This is a genomic window from Hymenobacter sp. BRD128, from assembly GCF_013256625.1.
Classification (GTDB): domain Bacteria; phylum Bacteroidota; class Bacteroidia; order Cytophagales; family Hymenobacteraceae; genus Hymenobacter.
In genome coordinates this window covers 2,040,333-2,054,004 of sequence record NZ_CP053908.1, presented here as the reverse complement: position 1 = coordinate 2,054,004, position 13,672 = coordinate 2,040,333, and the positions used below count along the sequence as shown (strand labels likewise).

Below are 13,672 nucleotides of genomic sequence, written 5' to 3'. Positions count from 1 at the left end.
AAAATACGTCTCACCGCGTTGGCGCAGTACTAAGACCTTTTTAACAGGCTGGCGGCCCGCACCAGCTCGGCTAGCCGCGTGGCTTGCCCGCGCCGCGAGTAGCGGGCCACCGCGGGGCTAGCGGGCAGGTCGAGGTTGGGGCTTCGCTGCCAGCGCTGCGCCAGCGCCTCCAAGGTGCTGCGCATCAGCTCATAATCATCATAAGGCAGGGCTAGCCCGGCGCCGGTTTCGCGCAGCACTACGTCGGCATCGCAGCCGGCCGGCCCTACGCACAGCACCGGCTTGCGGGCCGCCAGGTACTCAAATACCTTCCCCGGTAAAATACCTTTGTTCAGGGCCACATCAGGGATGGCCATTAGCAAGACGCTGCTGCTGAGTAGATAAGCTACCGATTCCTGGTGCGGTACAAACGGAATAAATTCCGTAGTTGCGGCTAGCCCGGTGGCCGCCACCTGCTCGCGCACCCCGGCATCGACCTGCCCCACAAAGCGCAGCAGCAGCGGCACGGCCGGGTAGCGCCGGGCGCAGTCGGCCACGGCTTGCAGCAAGGGTAAGATGTGGTAGCGCGCCGAGATAGTACCCGTGTGCGTAATTCGCAGGCAGTCGGCTGGCGGCGCCGATTCGCCTTGAAAATCAGGCTCATCGTAGCCGTTGGGCAGCACCACGATTTTGCCCTTGGCCAGGTCGGGCAGCTTGCGGCGAAACAGCCGCTCGGTTTCGGGCGAAGTCACCAGCACGGCATCGGCCCGGCGCAGCACCTGGCTTTCGTAGCGGGCATCGAGCCAGGCGGCGGCGGCCGTGCGGTGCAGGTCCTTGGTATAATAAATGTCGGTCCAGGGGTCGCGCAGGTCGGCTAGCCAGTGCAGACCGTACTTTTTTTGTAGCTCCAAGCCCATGAGCTGGGTTGAGTGCGGCGGCGACGAAGTCAGCACCGCGTCGAATTTTTCGCCCTGCGCCAGCAGCTTTTCCACCGCTGCCAGGGCATAGGTATTCCAGCCCCGGCGCGGGTCCGGAATAAATAAATTACCCCGCACGAAGCGCATGGCCTGCTGGGCAAGGCTAGGGGTACCTTCGTTGGCAAAGCCGCCGTGGGGCACGGCGCGGCCGGTGAGCTTCTGGTAAGACCCGAACGGCTCCAGGGTGGCCGTGCGAATGACGCGCACGCCCGGCGGCACCTCGCGCAGCAGGCTTTCGTCGCGCACCGGGTAGGTGGCCTGGTCGGCATCGACGGTAATCACGGTCGGCTCGACCCCTAGCTCGGGCAAATACTTCACCCATTTCAGGCAGCGCTGCACGCCCGCCCCACCCGAGGGCGGCCAGTAATAGGTGATGACGAGCAGACGGAGCGGCGGAGCAGTTGGGGGCACGGGAAACGGCAGCTTGAGGGTTGGCAAAGCTACGCAAAGCCCTTGGCAGCCGCGGTTGTATCTTTGAAGGCTAGGATACCGCTAGCCAGGTGCCCGCCAATCGGAAGCCCCCATAGCCAACGGCCACGGGCTCAACCCGCTCGCGTAGTCAGCCCGCGTTAGCGGGCGTATCCGTTAAATCTGTTTGAAACGAAGTTCAGCAAAGCTAATCTGTGGTTTATGTTCGATAACCTCTCCTCCAAGCTCGATAAAGCCATCAAGACTCTCAAGGGTCAGGGCTCTATCTCCGAAATCAACGTCGCCACCACCGTCAAGGAAATCCGGCGGGCGCTGGTCGATGCCGACGTTAACTACAAGGTTGCCAAAGAAGTAACCGACAAGATTAAGGACGAGGCGATGGGCCGCGACGTGCTCACGACCGTATCGCCCGGCCAGCTCATGGTCAAAATCGTCTACGATGAGCTGACCCAGCTCATGGGCGGCGAAAAGCAGGACATCGTCATTAAGGGCGACCCGGCCGTGGTGCTGCTCTCGGGCCTGCAGGGCTCGGGCAAAACGACTTTCGCCGGCAAGCTGGCTAGCTTTATTAAGAAACAGAACCGCACCGTGCTGCTCGTGGCCTGCGACGTGTACCGCCCCGCCGCCATCGACCAGCTGAAGGTACTCGGCGAGCAGATTGGCGTGGAAGTGTATTCGGAGCCGGAAAACAAAAACCCGGTCGAGATTTCGCAGAACGCCATTGCCTACGCCAAGAAGAATAACAAGAAAGTAGTCATCATCGACACCGCCGGCCGCCTGGCCGTGGACGAGCAGATGATGCGCGAAATCGAGGCCGTGAAGCGTGCCATCAACCCTAGCGAAACGCTGTTTGTGGTGGACTCGATGACCGGCCAGGATGCCGTCAACACCGCCAAAACCTTCAACGACCGCCTCAACTTCGACGGCGTGGTGCTCACCAAGCTCGACGGCGACAGCCGCGGCGGGGCGGCCCTCAGCATCCGGGCGGTGGTCGAAAAGCCTATCAAATTCATCTCAACGGGCGAGAAAATGGAGGCGCTGGACCTCTTCTACCCCGACCGGATGGCCCAGCGCATCTTGGGCATGGGCGACGTGATTTCGCTCGTGGAGCGCGCCCAGCAGCAGTTCGACGAGGACGAGGCCAAGCGCATCAACGCCAAGATTCGCAAGAACCAGTTCGACTTCAACGACTTCCTCGGCCAACTTGAGCAAATCAAGAAAATGGGCAACCTTAAGGACCTGGTAGGCATGATTCCGGGCGCCTCCAAAATGATGCAGGGCATGGAGATTGACGAAGACGCTTTCAAGCCCGTAGAAAGTATCATCAAGAGCATGACCAAGCAGGAGCGCGCCCAGCCCGACCTCATCAACGGTTCGCGCCGCCGCCGCCTGGCCGCCGGTTCCGGTACTGATATTCAGCAGGTAAATGCCCTAATGAAGCAGTTTGAAGACATGCGCAAAATGATGCGCCAGATGAACAAGCTCAGCCAAACCAAAGGCGGCATGGCCCAGATGGCCAAAATGATGGGTGGCATGAAAGGCATGGGCGGTATGATGGGCCGCCGCTAGGCCCGCCCCAAACCCAAAAAAAGAAGCCCTAGCCGCGTCAGCGGCTAGGGCTTCTTTTTTATTTGGTAATCAGGAGGCGGGGAATGTCTTTTTCCCGCAGGTCAATATCGGGCGGCAAGGGCTGCTTGGAAAACTCATCGAAGCAGATGGTGCGCTGGCCCTTGAATTTCATTTCCGGGTCGTTGATAATGATAACGTGCGGAAACGTCCCGTATTCCTTATCGTCGCGCGTCAAGGTTTGCTGGCTACCCAGGTCGGGCTTGTTCAGCACATTCACGTAGGCCAACTGGCCCTGCGGCGCCTGTTTAAAATACAGCACCGAAGCCTCGATGTGGCCATTGCAAGGTGCCGAGCAGCCGCTCAATGCGGTAATGAAAGCGAAAAAACAGTAAGCCAAAGAAGAGCGCACGGCCGAGTGAATAAAGCGTGTCAATTACACAACCGAGAAATCAAACGACTCCAGAAACTTGGTCGTGAAATTACCGGCTTTGAAATCCTCACTGTCCATCAGGGCCAAGTGGAAGGGGATGGTCGTTTTCACGCCTTCGACCACGAATTCACTTAACGCACGCTTCATTTTGACGATGCACTCCTCGCGGGTTTGGGCCACGGTGATGAGCTTGGCAATCATGGAGTCGTAGTTGGGCGGAATCTGGTAGCCAGCGTACACGTGGGTATCGACGCGCACGCCGTGGCCGCCGGGGATGTGCAGCGTAGTGATGCGGCCCGGCGCCGGGCGGAAGCCGTTGCGCGGGTCTTCGGCATTGATGCGGCACTCCATGGCGTGCATCTTGGGATAGTAATTCTTGCCCGAAATCGGAATGCCTGCCGCTACCTTAATTTGCTCCTTAATGAGGTCATAATTAATAATTTCCTCAGTTACCGGGTGCTCAACCTGGATGCGGGTATTCATTTCCATGAAGTAGAAATCGCGGTTGGCATCGACCAGGAATTCGATGGTGCCCACGCCCTCGTAGCCGATGGCCGAGGCGCCGGCGATGGCCGCCGCGCCCATGCGCTCGCGCAGGTCGTCGGTCATGAAGGGGCTAGGGGCCTCCTCCACGAGCTTCTGGTGGCGGCGCTGGATGGAGCAGTCGCGCTCCGAAAGGTGGCACACGTGGCCGAACTGGTCGCCGCAAATCTGGATTTCAATGTGGCGGGGCTCCACCACAAACTTCTCCAGGTACATGCCATCGTTGCCGAAGGCAGCCTTCGACTCGGTGCGGGCGTCGTCCCAGGCTTTCTGAAACTCGTCGTCGCCGTTGATGATGCGCATGCCGCGCCCGCCGCCGCCAGCCGTGGCTTTTAAAATAACGGGGTACTTAATCTCATTGGCAATTTTCTTGCCCTGCTCCACCGATTCCAGCAGCCCCACCGAGCCGGGCACCACCGGCACGCCGGCCTTAATCATGGTGGCCTTGGCGGTCGCCTTGTCGCCCATCTGGTTTATCATCTCGGGCGAAGCACCGATAAACTTGATGCCGTTTTCGGCGCAAATGCGCGAGAACTCCGCGTTTTCGCTCAGGAAGCCGTAGCCGGGGTGAATGGCGTCGGCGTTGGTAATCTCGGCCGCCGCGATGAGCGTCGGAATGTTGAGGTAGCTGTCGCGGCTGCTAGGGGGGCCGATGCACACGGCCTCGTCGGCAAAGCGCACGTGCAGGCTTTCCTTATCGGCGGTCGAGTACACGGCCACCGTCTTGATGCCCATCTCGCGGCAGGTACGGATAACGCGCAGGGCAATTTCGCCCCGGTTGGCAATCAGGATTTTATTGAACATAGCCAGGAGTGGCGGAATCTAGGAGAAGGTGGGAAGCAACTAAAAGAACGTCATGCTGAGCTTGGCGAAGCATCTCTCCCGCTTTGTTAGTTAGACAACCACAAGCGGTGCGGTAGAGATGCTTCGACAAGCTCAGCATGACGTTCTGCTTAAGAGTAAGACAAACTTAGAAAACGCTACTCAATCAGGAACAACGGCTGGTCGTACTCCACCGGTGTGGCGTTTTCCACGAGCACTTTCACGATGCGGCCAGCTTGCTCGGCCTCAATCTCATTGAATAGCTTCATGGCCTCGATAATGCAGATAACCTGGCCTTTCTCCACGGTATCGCCCACCTGCACGAAGGCCGGCGAGTCGGGGCCGCTGCTACGGTAAAAGGTGCCAATCATCGGCGACTTGAGGGGCGTGTGGCTGGCGGCGCTGGCCGCCGGGGCTGCTTCGCCGGCCGTGGCCATCGGGGCAATGGGCGGCAGGGCTGGGCTAGCCACCGGGGCCGCAACGGGCTGTGGCGTGGGCGCCGCGAGGGGGGCACCCATGCTCACGACCTGCTTGGTCGAAGGCTCGCGCTGCACCGAGATTTTAAACTCTTCGGTTTCAATATTTACTTTATTGAGGCCCGACTTGGCGATGAAGTCGAGCAATTCCTGGAGTTCTTTGGCTTTCATGGCAGCGTCCTTTTTGGGCGGGTTTTTGGGAGATTCTTTCGACATCGGGGCTGATAAAGTAGCGGGAGCTGAGTGGGGCCGCGCCTGGGTAGGCTACAGACAGGTACCATAGGCAAACTATAAACCCGCGCTGCTTTCTTACTTCACGCGCTCTACGTAGGAGTAGTCGCTGGTCTTGATGCGGATTTTGGTGTCCTGGTCGATAAATAGCGGCACCTGGATGCGGGCACCCGTTTCTACGGTTGCCGGCTTCAGGGTGTTGGTGGCGGTATCGCCGCGCAGGCCGGGCTCGGTGTAGGTCACCACCAGGTCGACAGTAGTAGGCAGCTCGGCGGTGAGCGGCTGCTCGGTTTCGGCGTGGAACAGGATGGTTACGTCCTGGCCTTCTTTCATCAGGTCGGCAAAGGGCACCATAGCCTCGGGCAGCACCACCTGCTCAAAGTCGTCCTTATTCATGAACGTGTAGCCGTAGTCGTCCTTATACAAAAACTGGTGCGGGCGCTGCTCCACGCGGGCCGTTTCGACCTTCACACCCGCATTGAAGGTGTTGTCGATGGTGCGGCCCGTCTTGATATTGCGCATCTTGGTGCGCACAAAGGCGGGGCCTTTGCCCGGTTTTACGTGCTGAAAGTCGGTAATTACGTGCAGGTCACCGTTGTAGTTGAGAACGAGACCGTTGCGAAAGTCGGCGGTGGAAGCCATTTTGTTGAGTTAAAAATTAGAGAACTAGAGAATTAAAAATGAGGAAATTAAAAATCACTTATGCAGTAATTTTTGATTTTCTCATTTTTAATTCACGAATTGTACGCCCATTTTACGTGCATGGCGCCCCAGGTGAAGCCGCCGCCGAAAGCCGCCAAAATCAGGTTGTCGCCTTTATGGAGCTGCTTTTCGTAGTCCCAGAGGCAGAGCGGAATGGTGGCGCTGGTGGTGTTGCCGTAACGCTGAATGTTGAGCATTACTTTTTCGGGACCCACGCCCATGCGGTTGGCGGTAGCATCGATGATGCGCTTGTTGGCCTGGTGGGGCACCAGCCAGGCAATATCGTCGTGGCTAAGGTGCTGGCGGGCCATTACTTGCGCCGCCACGTCGGCCATGCTCTTTACCGCAAATTTGAACACCGTGGCGCCTTCCTGGTAAATGAAGTGCTCGCGGTTGGCAATCGTTTCGGCCGAGGGCGGGCGGCGGCTGCCGCCGGCTTTCTGGTGCAGGAAGGCCTCGCCGCTACCATCGGAGCACAGCACCTGGTCGAGCACCCCGAAGCCCTCGTAGTTGGGCTCCAGCAGCACGGCCGCCGCGCCGTCGCCGAAGAGGATGCAGTTGGCCCGGTCGGTATAATCCACGATGGCCGACATCTTATCGGCGCCCACGATAACGACCTTTTTATACATTCCGCCCTGAATAAACTGCGCGCCCGTGGCTAGGGCATACAGAAAGCTTGAGCACGCCGCGTTCATGTCGTAGCTGAACGCCTTGGTGATGCCGCAGCCCGCCGAAATGATATTGGCCGTGGCCGGAAACAGCATGTCGGGCGTTACAGTGGCGCAGATAAGCAGGTCTACCTCCTCAGGCCGGGTGTTGGTTTTTTCCAGCAGCTGCTGCACCGCCTTAATGCCCATTACCGACGAGCCCTGGTCCTTGCCCTTCAAAAGGCGGCGCTCCTTGATGCCGGTGCGCGTAGTAATCCATTCATCCGTGGTATCGACCAGGGTTGTAAGTTCCTGATTGGTGAGCACGTAGTCGGGCACGTAGCCTCCGACTCCGGTAATGGCGGCGGTAATCTTCATGAGCGCAAAGGTGCGACCCAAACGCAAAAAGCCCGGCCATACGCCCGGCTTTTTGCCTCAGGACTTGAAAGAGTCTTTGATTTGGTCCACGATGCCCGACTGCGCCATTTGGTAGCCCTGCATCAGCATGTTACAAATGGCTAAGGGCGTGCTTACCCCGTGGCCGATAATGGCGTTGTCGTTGATACCCAGGATGGGCGAGCCGCCAATGGTTTCGTAGTTTACTTTCTCAAAAAATTCGTCGTTGAGGTTGCGGGCCACCATGATATCGTACATCGACTCGGCCATCTTCAGCATTACGTTGCCCACGTAGCCATCGCACACAATCACGTCGGCCTTGTCATTAAACAAGTCGCGGCCCTCAATATTGCCGATAAAATGCACGTGCGGGTTCACTTTGAACAGCTGGTGCGCCGCCTGGGTGGTCACCGTGCCTTTGCCCTCTTCCTCGCCCAGGCTCATCAGGCCCACTTTCGGCCGCTCGATGCCCAGCACGTACTGCGCGTAGAGCGACCCCAGCTCGCCAAACTGCTCCAGCATTTCGGGCTTGCAGTCGGCATTGGCGCCCACGTCGACCAGGATGCCGTAGCCCCCGGCTAGCTTAGGTACGAAGTTGGCGATGGCCGGGCGCAGCACGCCGGGCACGGCTTTCACCGTAAACATGGCGCCCACGAGCATGGCCCCGGTATTGCCGGCCGAGCAAAAGGCATCGACCTCGCCGCTGTGCAGCAGGCGGTAGCCCACGGCAATGCTGCTGTCCGGCTTTTGCTGGAAAGCTTTGGTCGGGTGCTCACCCATCTCAATTACCTGGGAGGCGGGCACGATTTCGAGCGTAGTGGCGCTGGGGCCGTGCTCGAGCAGCAAAGGGCGGATTTCAGCTTCGGGACCGATAAGGACAACCTGGGCTTTGCCGGCCAGGCGCTGGGCGGCCAGCACGGCACCGGCCACGGCGGCCTGGGGGGCAAAGTCGCCGCCCATAGCGTCGAGGGCAATTTTCATGTACGCGGATAAAGTAGAGAGTCAGCCAGTAAAGCGCAGGGCGCGAAACCAAACCGGGCCGGACTGCCAATCTCAAAAGAGCAGTCCGGCCCGATGGTACCGCGAAATAACAACGCTTTCGGCTATTCTTCGTCCGAGCCCGTGTCGCCAGCGGCAGCCGGAGCAGCTACCGAGGTGTAATTTTTGATGGCTAGCTGGCCATTGTGGTACAAGTCGCCGTCTACCACGTAGGCTTTGTGGCGCAGATGCAGCTCACCCGTGTTGGGGCAGATGGTCACGGCCTTAGGAGTCAGCTTGTGGTGGCTGCGACGCTTGTCGCGGGTGGCGGTGGAGGTCCGGCGCTTAGGATGTGCCATGGTCTTGGTAAGGGGAAATTAAGAGTTAGGAATTAGGAATGATGAATTAGCACAGGGTCCTAATTCAGGTTTTTGAGCGCCGCCCAACGCGGGTCGGCGGGCTCGTCATCGTCCGGATTTTCACCCGCTGGGCGAGTCGAGAAGATGAGCTTGGTAGTAGCGTCGGGGTCATCGTCGGCCTCGTTCTGGAAGCGGGGATGCAGTTTTTTCATGGGCAGGGCTAGCCCGATGTAGTCGTAGAGGTGCTGGGCAATGTTGAGCGAAAGTGTTTCGGGCGTCACTTGCAGCACGTCGTCGTCCAGCTCCTTGGGCTCGTCGCCGTAGCGCACCAGCAGCTGGTGCTTGATATCCAGCGGGTGGTCGTACTCGTCGAGGCTGCGGTCGCAAGTGAGGCGCACCGTACCCGTGATGTGCGAGTCGATGGTAAGTACGCGCTCGGTTTTGTCGAGCGTTACGTCGGCGTGCAGGTTGCCATCGGCGATGAATTCACCTTTCGGGTCGAACTCCTCGAAAAAAGCGCGGCCCAGCTCAAACGCAAAGTGGTGCGTCTTAAGCGAAAGCCTAGCGATGGGCAACTCAAATTGCGGGTCCTTTTTCACAGTTGGCCGAATAACGGGGGGCAAAGGTACGGGTTTTTCTTGGCTTTATCAAGCCAATCGGAGGCTAGCGGTTCAGTCTCAGCTGGTTTTTGCCAGCAGCCGGGCCTAGCGCACCGAGCGCGGGTCGGCCGCGCCCAGCCGGCGGGCGCGCACTACATCGCAGGCCAGGTACACCGCCGCCCGAAACGACGACGCATCAGCCTGAAACTTGCCCGCAATGCCGTAGGCCGTGCCGTGGTCGGGCGAGGTACGCACTACCGAGAGGCCGGCCGTAAAATTGACGCCGCGCTCGAACGCCATGAGCTTGAATGGAATCAGCCCCTGGTCGTGGTAGAGCGAGAGCGTAGCGTCGAACTGCCGAAACTGCCCGGTGCCGAAGTAACCATCGGCCGGGTAGGGGCCAAACACGAGGTGCCCGTCGTGCTCAAACTGGCGGATAACGGGTGATACTACGTCGCCTTCCTCCCGGCCGAGCAGGCCGTTTTCGCCGGCGTGCGGGTTGAGGCCCAGCACGGCAATCTTAGGCTTAAGAATGCCGAAGTCGTGCTGCAAAGATTTGAGCAGCAGCCGAATCTTGGTGCGCAGCAAGTCGCTGGTGAGGCGCGTCGACACGTCCTTGAGGGCAATGTGGCCGGTGGCGGTGGCCACGCGCAGCTGCTGGTCCTCATCGACGAGGAACATGAGGTTGTCGGCGGCGCCGAAGTAGCTGGCCAAGAACTCGGTGTGGCCGGGAAACCGGAAGTCGTCGGCCTGGGTATTCTCCTTGCTGATGGGCGCCGTCACGATGGCGTCGAGCAGGCCGGCTTTGAGGTCGCGGGCGGCGCAGAGCAGGCTTTCGCGGGCAGCCTGGCCGCTGGCGGGCGAAGGCTGGCCGGGCGTGAGGTGGAAATCCTCGTCCCAGCACGTCACGGCATTGAGGCGGCCGGGCGCAATGTCGGCCGCGTCGCGCAGCTGGCGGAAGGTAAGCGGCTCGGCATTTTTCTCGACCGGAAAATCGTCGAAAAGCGCGGTAGCCGTGCCGTACACTACGGGCGTGCACTGCTGCAGCAGGCGCTCGTCGCGCAGCGTTTTATAAATGATTTCGGGGCCGATGCCGGCCAGGTCGCCTACCGAAAAGCCGAGGCGGGGAAGGTGTTTGGGCATTTTTTTAAACTGTCATCCTGAGCACAGCGAAGGACCTTATCACGTTCGCACAGCTTGCGGAATAACTTAGAGCCTGACGAAAACAGCCGTGATAAGATGCTTCCTTCGTCAGCATGGCAAACGATTATTAAGCTAGCTGCTTGGTCAGAAACTCATAGAGCAGGCGCACGCCGGTGCCAGTGCCGCCCTTGCCGCGATACGAGTCGGCAGCCGTGAGGAAGGCCGGGCCGGCAATGTCGAGGTGCAGCCAGGGTGTGCCCTCGATAAAGCGCTCCAAGAACTTGGCGGCCGAGATGTGGCCGGCGTCGCCTTTGCCGAGGTTGGAGAGGTCGGCGATGTCCGATTTCATGTGGTCGGCGTAGTCGTCCCAGAGCGGAAACTCGACCAGGCGCTCGTGTACGCGGTGGGCGGCGGCTAGCAGCCGGGCGGTAGTTTTGGGGGCGGCGGTGCCCATCACGGCGGCGCCCTCGGTGCCGATGGCGCGCACGGCCGCGCCGGTGAGCGTGGCCAGGTCAATCACCAGCTCGGGGTGGTATTTCTTGGCAAAACTCAGCGCGTCGGCCAGTAGCAGGCGGCCTTCGGCGTCAGTATTTTTCACTTCGACCGTGAGGCCCGAGTGCATGGTGAGCACGTCGCCGGGCACGTAGGCTAGCCCGCCGGGGCGGTTGTCGGTGGCCGGCACCAGGCCGATAACGTGCAGCGGTACGTTGTTCTTAGCCAGCGCGTAAAGCGTGCCGCCCACGGCCGCGCCGCCGGCCATGTCGCACTTCATCATGTCCATGCTGTTGGGCGTGGGCTTGAGGCTGAGGCCGCCGGTGTCGTACACCACGCCTTTGCCAACCAGCACATAGGGGTGCTCATTTTGCGCGTTTTCGGGCTTCCACTCCAAGATGCTGAAAGTGGGCGGCTCGGGCGAGCCCAGGTTCACGGCCAGCAGGCCGCCCATGCGCAGGCTCTCGATTTTGGCGAAGTCCAGGATTTCGGTGTGGTAGCCGGCCTCGTCGCCCGCCTCAGCCAGGCGGTCGGCCAGCTGCTGGGCGTTCAGCTTGTTGAGCGGGGCATTGACGAGGTCGCGGGCGAAAGCGACGCCTTCGAGCACGTGTTGCAGCTCGGTTACCTGCGCCGCGGTAGCGGCGTCGCCTACTAGGCTAATAGTAGTCAGCGGCGCGGCTTGGCGCGACTTCTCATCCGTTTTGTAGCCTGCAAACTGGTAGGCAGAAAGGAATAATCCTTCGGCCAGGGCTAGCGCGGCCTCGGGCACCCCGCTTAAATTATGCACAAAAACGGTGGCCGTTTTCTCTTTTTTCAGCAAGCCTTGCAAGTGGTGGCCGGCCTTGCGCAGCGCTTCGAACTGGAGGTCGGGGCTAACCTTCTTTTCGAGCACCACGAAATAGTGCTGGTGCGAAAAGTGGTTGAGGCTGACGAGCTTCTGCGCGTCGGCCAGGGCGATTTCGACGTAGCGGCGGGCCTCGGCAGGCAGGTCGGTGGCGGCGGCCTCGGGGAGGCTGGTGGTGCCCAGCGGCAGCACAAAAACCTGGGTAGACTGGGCCGGCGCGGTGGCGGCGTGGGCGAGCGTGAGGGACATAGTCGGGATAGGAGAGGCGTAACTTTGGCGTGAAGGTATTGTAAAACGGAGTGGCACTCCGTTTTAGCATCTGGTCTGCTCTTAGGAGAAGCGTCGTGCCACGCCGTTTTACAACCCCCATGATTCTTTGGAAAACCCTGCGGCTGCTCGGGCCGCTGCTCTGCTCCTCGCTGCTCGCCTCGGCCCAGCTCATGCAGCTCAAAACTGCCTTTACCCGCGCCGACTCGCTGCGCGGCGGGCAGCCGGCCGCCCGCACCTGCTACGACATCAACTACTATCACCTCGATGTGAAGCTCGACGTGGCCAACAAGGCCATCAGCGGCTCCAACCTGTTCCGCTTCACGGCCACCCGCGATTTTACCCGGCTGCAATTCGACCTGTTTGCCAACCTCTCGGTGGATAAAGTGACGTACCACGGCCGGCCGCTAGCCTTCACCCGCGAGGCCAATGCCGTGTTCCTCACGTTCCCCGAACCCATTAAGCAAGGTGCCCGCGACGAGTTTACGGTGGCCTATTCGGGCCAACCGACCATCGCCAAAAGGGCGCCCTGGGACGGCGGTTTTGTTTTTACCCAGGATGCGGCCGGTCAGCCGTTCGTGGCTACGGCCTGCCAGGGCGTGGGGGCCAGCATCTGGTGGCCTTGCAAAGACCAGCAGGCCGACGAAGTTGATTCAATGCTCATCAGCATTGCCGTGCCGCAGGGCCTGAAAGACGTGAGCAACGGCCGCCTGCGCGGCACCAAGAAGCTAGCCGGCGGCTACACTCGCTACGACTGGGCCGTGGCTAACCCCATCAACAACTACGATGTGGCCCTGAACGTGGCCAACTACGCGCATTTCTCAGATGTGTACCAAGGGGAAAGTGGCCCGCTGACGCTCGACTATTGGGTGTTGCCCGAAAACCTGGAGAAAGCTAAAAAGCAGTTCGCAGCCAACGTAAAGCCCATGCTCAAGAGTATGGAATACTGGTTTGGGCCCTACCCGTGGTACAAGGACGGCTATAAGCTGGTGGAAACGCCGCACCTGGGCATGGAGCACCAGAGCGCCGTGGCCTACGGCAACAAGTATCAGAACGGCTACCTGGGCCGCGACCGCTCCAATACCGGCTGGGGCGACAAGTTCGACTTTATCATCATCCACGAAAGCGGTCACGAGTGGTTTGGCAACAACATCACCACCAAGGATATCGCCGATATGTGGGTGCACGAAGGCTTCACCTGCTACTCGGAGGGCCTGTTTGTGGAAACCCAGTACGGCAAGCAGGCTGGCCAGGAATACCTGCACGGCCAGCGCCGCAACATTCAGAACGACGGCCCCATCATCGGCCCTTACGGCGTAAATAAGGAAGGCTCGGGCGACATGTACGACAAGGGCGCTAGCCTGCTCAACATGCTGCGCACGGCGATAAATGACGACACCAAATGGCGCGGCATCCTGCGCGGCCTGGGCAAAACTTTTTATCACCAAACCGTAACCGGCCAGCAGGTTATCGACTACATCAACCGCGAGTCGGGCCACGATTTCAGCAGGGTATTCGCCCAGTATTTGCAGCACGGCCCGCTGCCAGTGCTCGAAATGCGCCTCGAAAAAGGCCAACTGCTGGGCCGCTGGGTGGCTAGCGTGCCGGACTTCGACCTGCCGGTGCGCCTGCGCACGAAAGGCGGCGAGTATAAGTTCGTGACACCCACTACCAAATGGGCGGCGCTCGACCTGCCCGGCGCCACCAAAGACAACGTGGAGGTTGATACCTTTAACTACTACGTGGGCGTATTGATGGACTAAGTAGCTGGCTGGTTCACTACAGGCTA

Annotated in this window: 13 protein-coding genes; 2 read left to right on the top strand and 11 right to left on the bottom strand. The window is 60.0% G+C overall.

What is annotated here, in order from left to right; translation table 11 throughout:
* Window positions 1-29: 29 nt before the first annotated feature.
* A complete protein-coding gene (locus GKZ68_RS09035; RefSeq protein WP_254244232.1) occupies window positions 30-1,367 on the bottom strand; it encodes a glycosyltransferase family 4 protein in 1,338 nt (445 codons plus the stop codon).
* Window positions 1,368-1,586: 219 nt separating this feature from the next.
* On the opposite strand from GKZ68_RS09035, the gene ffh reads away from it, so the two are divergent.
* The gene (gene ffh, locus GKZ68_RS09030) at window positions 1,587-2,954 is read left to right on the top strand and encodes a signal recognition particle protein (RefSeq protein ID WP_173113482.1); all 1,368 of its coding nucleotides are present in this window, start codon (window positions 1,587-1,589) and stop codon (window positions 2,952-2,954) included.
* 58 nt (window positions 2,955-3,012) lie between these two features.
* Here ffh and GKZ68_RS09025 read toward each other — a convergent pair whose 3' ends face one another.
* From GKZ68_RS09025 to GKZ68_RS08980, 10 genes are all read right to left on the bottom strand, one after another.
* Window positions 3,013-3,318, bottom strand: a complete 306-nt coding sequence (locus tag GKZ68_RS09025) for a hypothetical protein (RefSeq protein WP_173113480.1) — start codon at window positions 3,316-3,318, stop codon at window positions 3,013-3,015.
* 69 nt (window positions 3,319-3,387) lie between these two features.
* Window positions 3,388-4,731: an acetyl-CoA carboxylase biotin carboxylase subunit gene (gene accC, locus GKZ68_RS09020; protein WP_173113477.1), complete on the bottom strand. Its 1,344-nt coding sequence runs from the start codon at window positions 4,729-4,731 to the stop codon at window positions 3,388-3,390.
* 176 nt (window positions 4,732-4,907) lie between these two features.
* Window positions 4,908-5,396 (bottom strand): acetyl-CoA carboxylase biotin carboxyl carrier protein, encoded by a 489-nt coding sequence (gene accB / locus GKZ68_RS09015; RefSeq protein ID WP_173118320.1) that lies wholly within the window; start codon window positions 5,394-5,396, stop codon window positions 4,908-4,910.
* Window positions 5,397-5,534: 138 nt separating this feature from the next.
* A complete protein-coding gene (efp, locus tag GKZ68_RS09010; protein ID WP_173113474.1) occupies window positions 5,535-6,098 on the bottom strand; it encodes an elongation factor P in 564 nt (187 codons plus the stop codon).
* 92 nt (window positions 6,099-6,190) lie between these two features.
* The gene (locus GKZ68_RS09005) at window positions 6,191-7,183 is read right to left on the bottom strand and encodes a beta-ketoacyl-ACP synthase III (RefSeq protein WP_173113472.1); all 993 of its coding nucleotides are present in this window, start codon (window positions 7,181-7,183) and stop codon (window positions 6,191-6,193) included.
* 57 nt (window positions 7,184-7,240) lie between these two features.
* On the bottom strand, window positions 7,241-8,182 hold the full coding sequence (plsX, locus tag GKZ68_RS09000) for a phosphate acyltransferase PlsX (protein ID WP_173113470.1): 942 nt from the start codon (window positions 8,180-8,182) through the stop codon (window positions 7,241-7,243).
* 122 nt (window positions 8,183-8,304) lie between these two features.
* On the bottom strand, window positions 8,305-8,538 hold the full coding sequence (rpmF, locus tag GKZ68_RS08995; RefSeq protein WP_144850195.1) for a 50S ribosomal protein L32: 234 nt from the start codon (window positions 8,536-8,538) through the stop codon (window positions 8,305-8,307).
* Between the two features lie 59 nt (window positions 8,539-8,597).
* Window positions 8,598-9,137 carry a DUF177 domain-containing protein gene (locus GKZ68_RS08990; RefSeq protein ID WP_173113468.1) on the bottom strand — a complete coding sequence of 180 codons (540 nt, stop codon included), beginning with the start codon at window positions 9,135-9,137 and terminating at the stop codon, window positions 8,598-8,600.
* 105 nt (window positions 9,138-9,242) lie between these two features.
* The gene (gene pdxA, locus GKZ68_RS08985) at window positions 9,243-10,280 is read right to left on the bottom strand and encodes a 4-hydroxythreonine-4-phosphate dehydrogenase PdxA (RefSeq protein WP_173113466.1); all 1,038 of its coding nucleotides are present in this window, start codon (window positions 10,278-10,280) and stop codon (window positions 9,243-9,245) included.
* A gap of 127 nt (window positions 10,281-10,407) precedes the next feature.
* Window positions 10,408-11,865, bottom strand: a complete 1,458-nt coding sequence (locus GKZ68_RS08980) for a M17 family metallopeptidase (RefSeq protein ID WP_173113464.1) — start codon at window positions 11,863-11,865, stop codon at window positions 10,408-10,410.
* Between the two features lie 119 nt (window positions 11,866-11,984).
* Here GKZ68_RS08980 and GKZ68_RS08975 point away from each other — a divergent pair, with 119 nt between their 5' ends.
* A complete protein-coding gene (locus tag GKZ68_RS08975) occupies window positions 11,985-13,646 on the top strand; it encodes a M1 family metallopeptidase (RefSeq protein WP_254244231.1) in 1,662 nt (553 codons plus the stop codon).
* Window positions 13,647-13,672: the final 26 nt, after the last annotated feature.

What these genes read in the sequence shown, in the direction of transcription:
- ffh (WP_173113482.1), top strand. Translation starts at nt 1,587, where the DNA reads ATGTTCGATAACCTCTCCTCCAAGCTCGATAAAGCCATCAAGACTCTC.
- accC (WP_173113477.1), bottom strand. Translation starts at nt 4,731, where the DNA reads ATGTTCAATAAAATCCTGATTGCCAACCGGGGCGAAATTGCCCTGCGC.
- accB (WP_173118320.1), bottom strand. Translation starts at nt 5,396, where the DNA reads ATGAAAGCCAAAGAACTCCAGGAATTGCTCGACTTCATCGCCAAGTCG.
- efp (WP_173113474.1), bottom strand. Translation starts at nt 6,098, where the DNA reads ATGGCTTCCACCGCCGACTTTCGCAACGGTCTCGTTCTCAACTACAAC.
- GKZ68_RS09005 (WP_173113472.1), bottom strand. Translation starts at nt 7,183, where the DNA reads ATGAAGATTACCGCCGCCATTACCGGAGTCGGAGGCTACGTGCCCGAC.
- plsX (WP_173113470.1), bottom strand. Translation starts at nt 8,182, where the DNA reads ATGAAAATTGCCCTCGACGCTATGGGCGGCGACTTTGCCCCCCAGGCC.
- rpmF (WP_144850195.1), bottom strand. Translation starts at nt 8,538, where the DNA reads ATGGCACATCCTAAGCGCCGGACCTCCACCGCCACCCGCGACAAGCGT.
- pdxA (WP_173113466.1), bottom strand. Translation starts at nt 10,280, where the DNA reads ATGCCCAAACACCTTCCCCGCCTCGGCTTTTCGGTAGGCGACCTGGCC.
- GKZ68_RS08980 (WP_173113464.1), bottom strand. Translation starts at nt 11,865, where the DNA reads ATGTCCCTCACGCTCGCCCACGCCGCCACCGCGCCGGCCCAGTCTACC.
- GKZ68_RS08975 (WP_254244231.1), top strand. Translation starts at nt 11,985, where the DNA reads ATGATTCTTTGGAAAACCCTGCGGCTGCTCGGGCCGCTGCTCTGCTCC.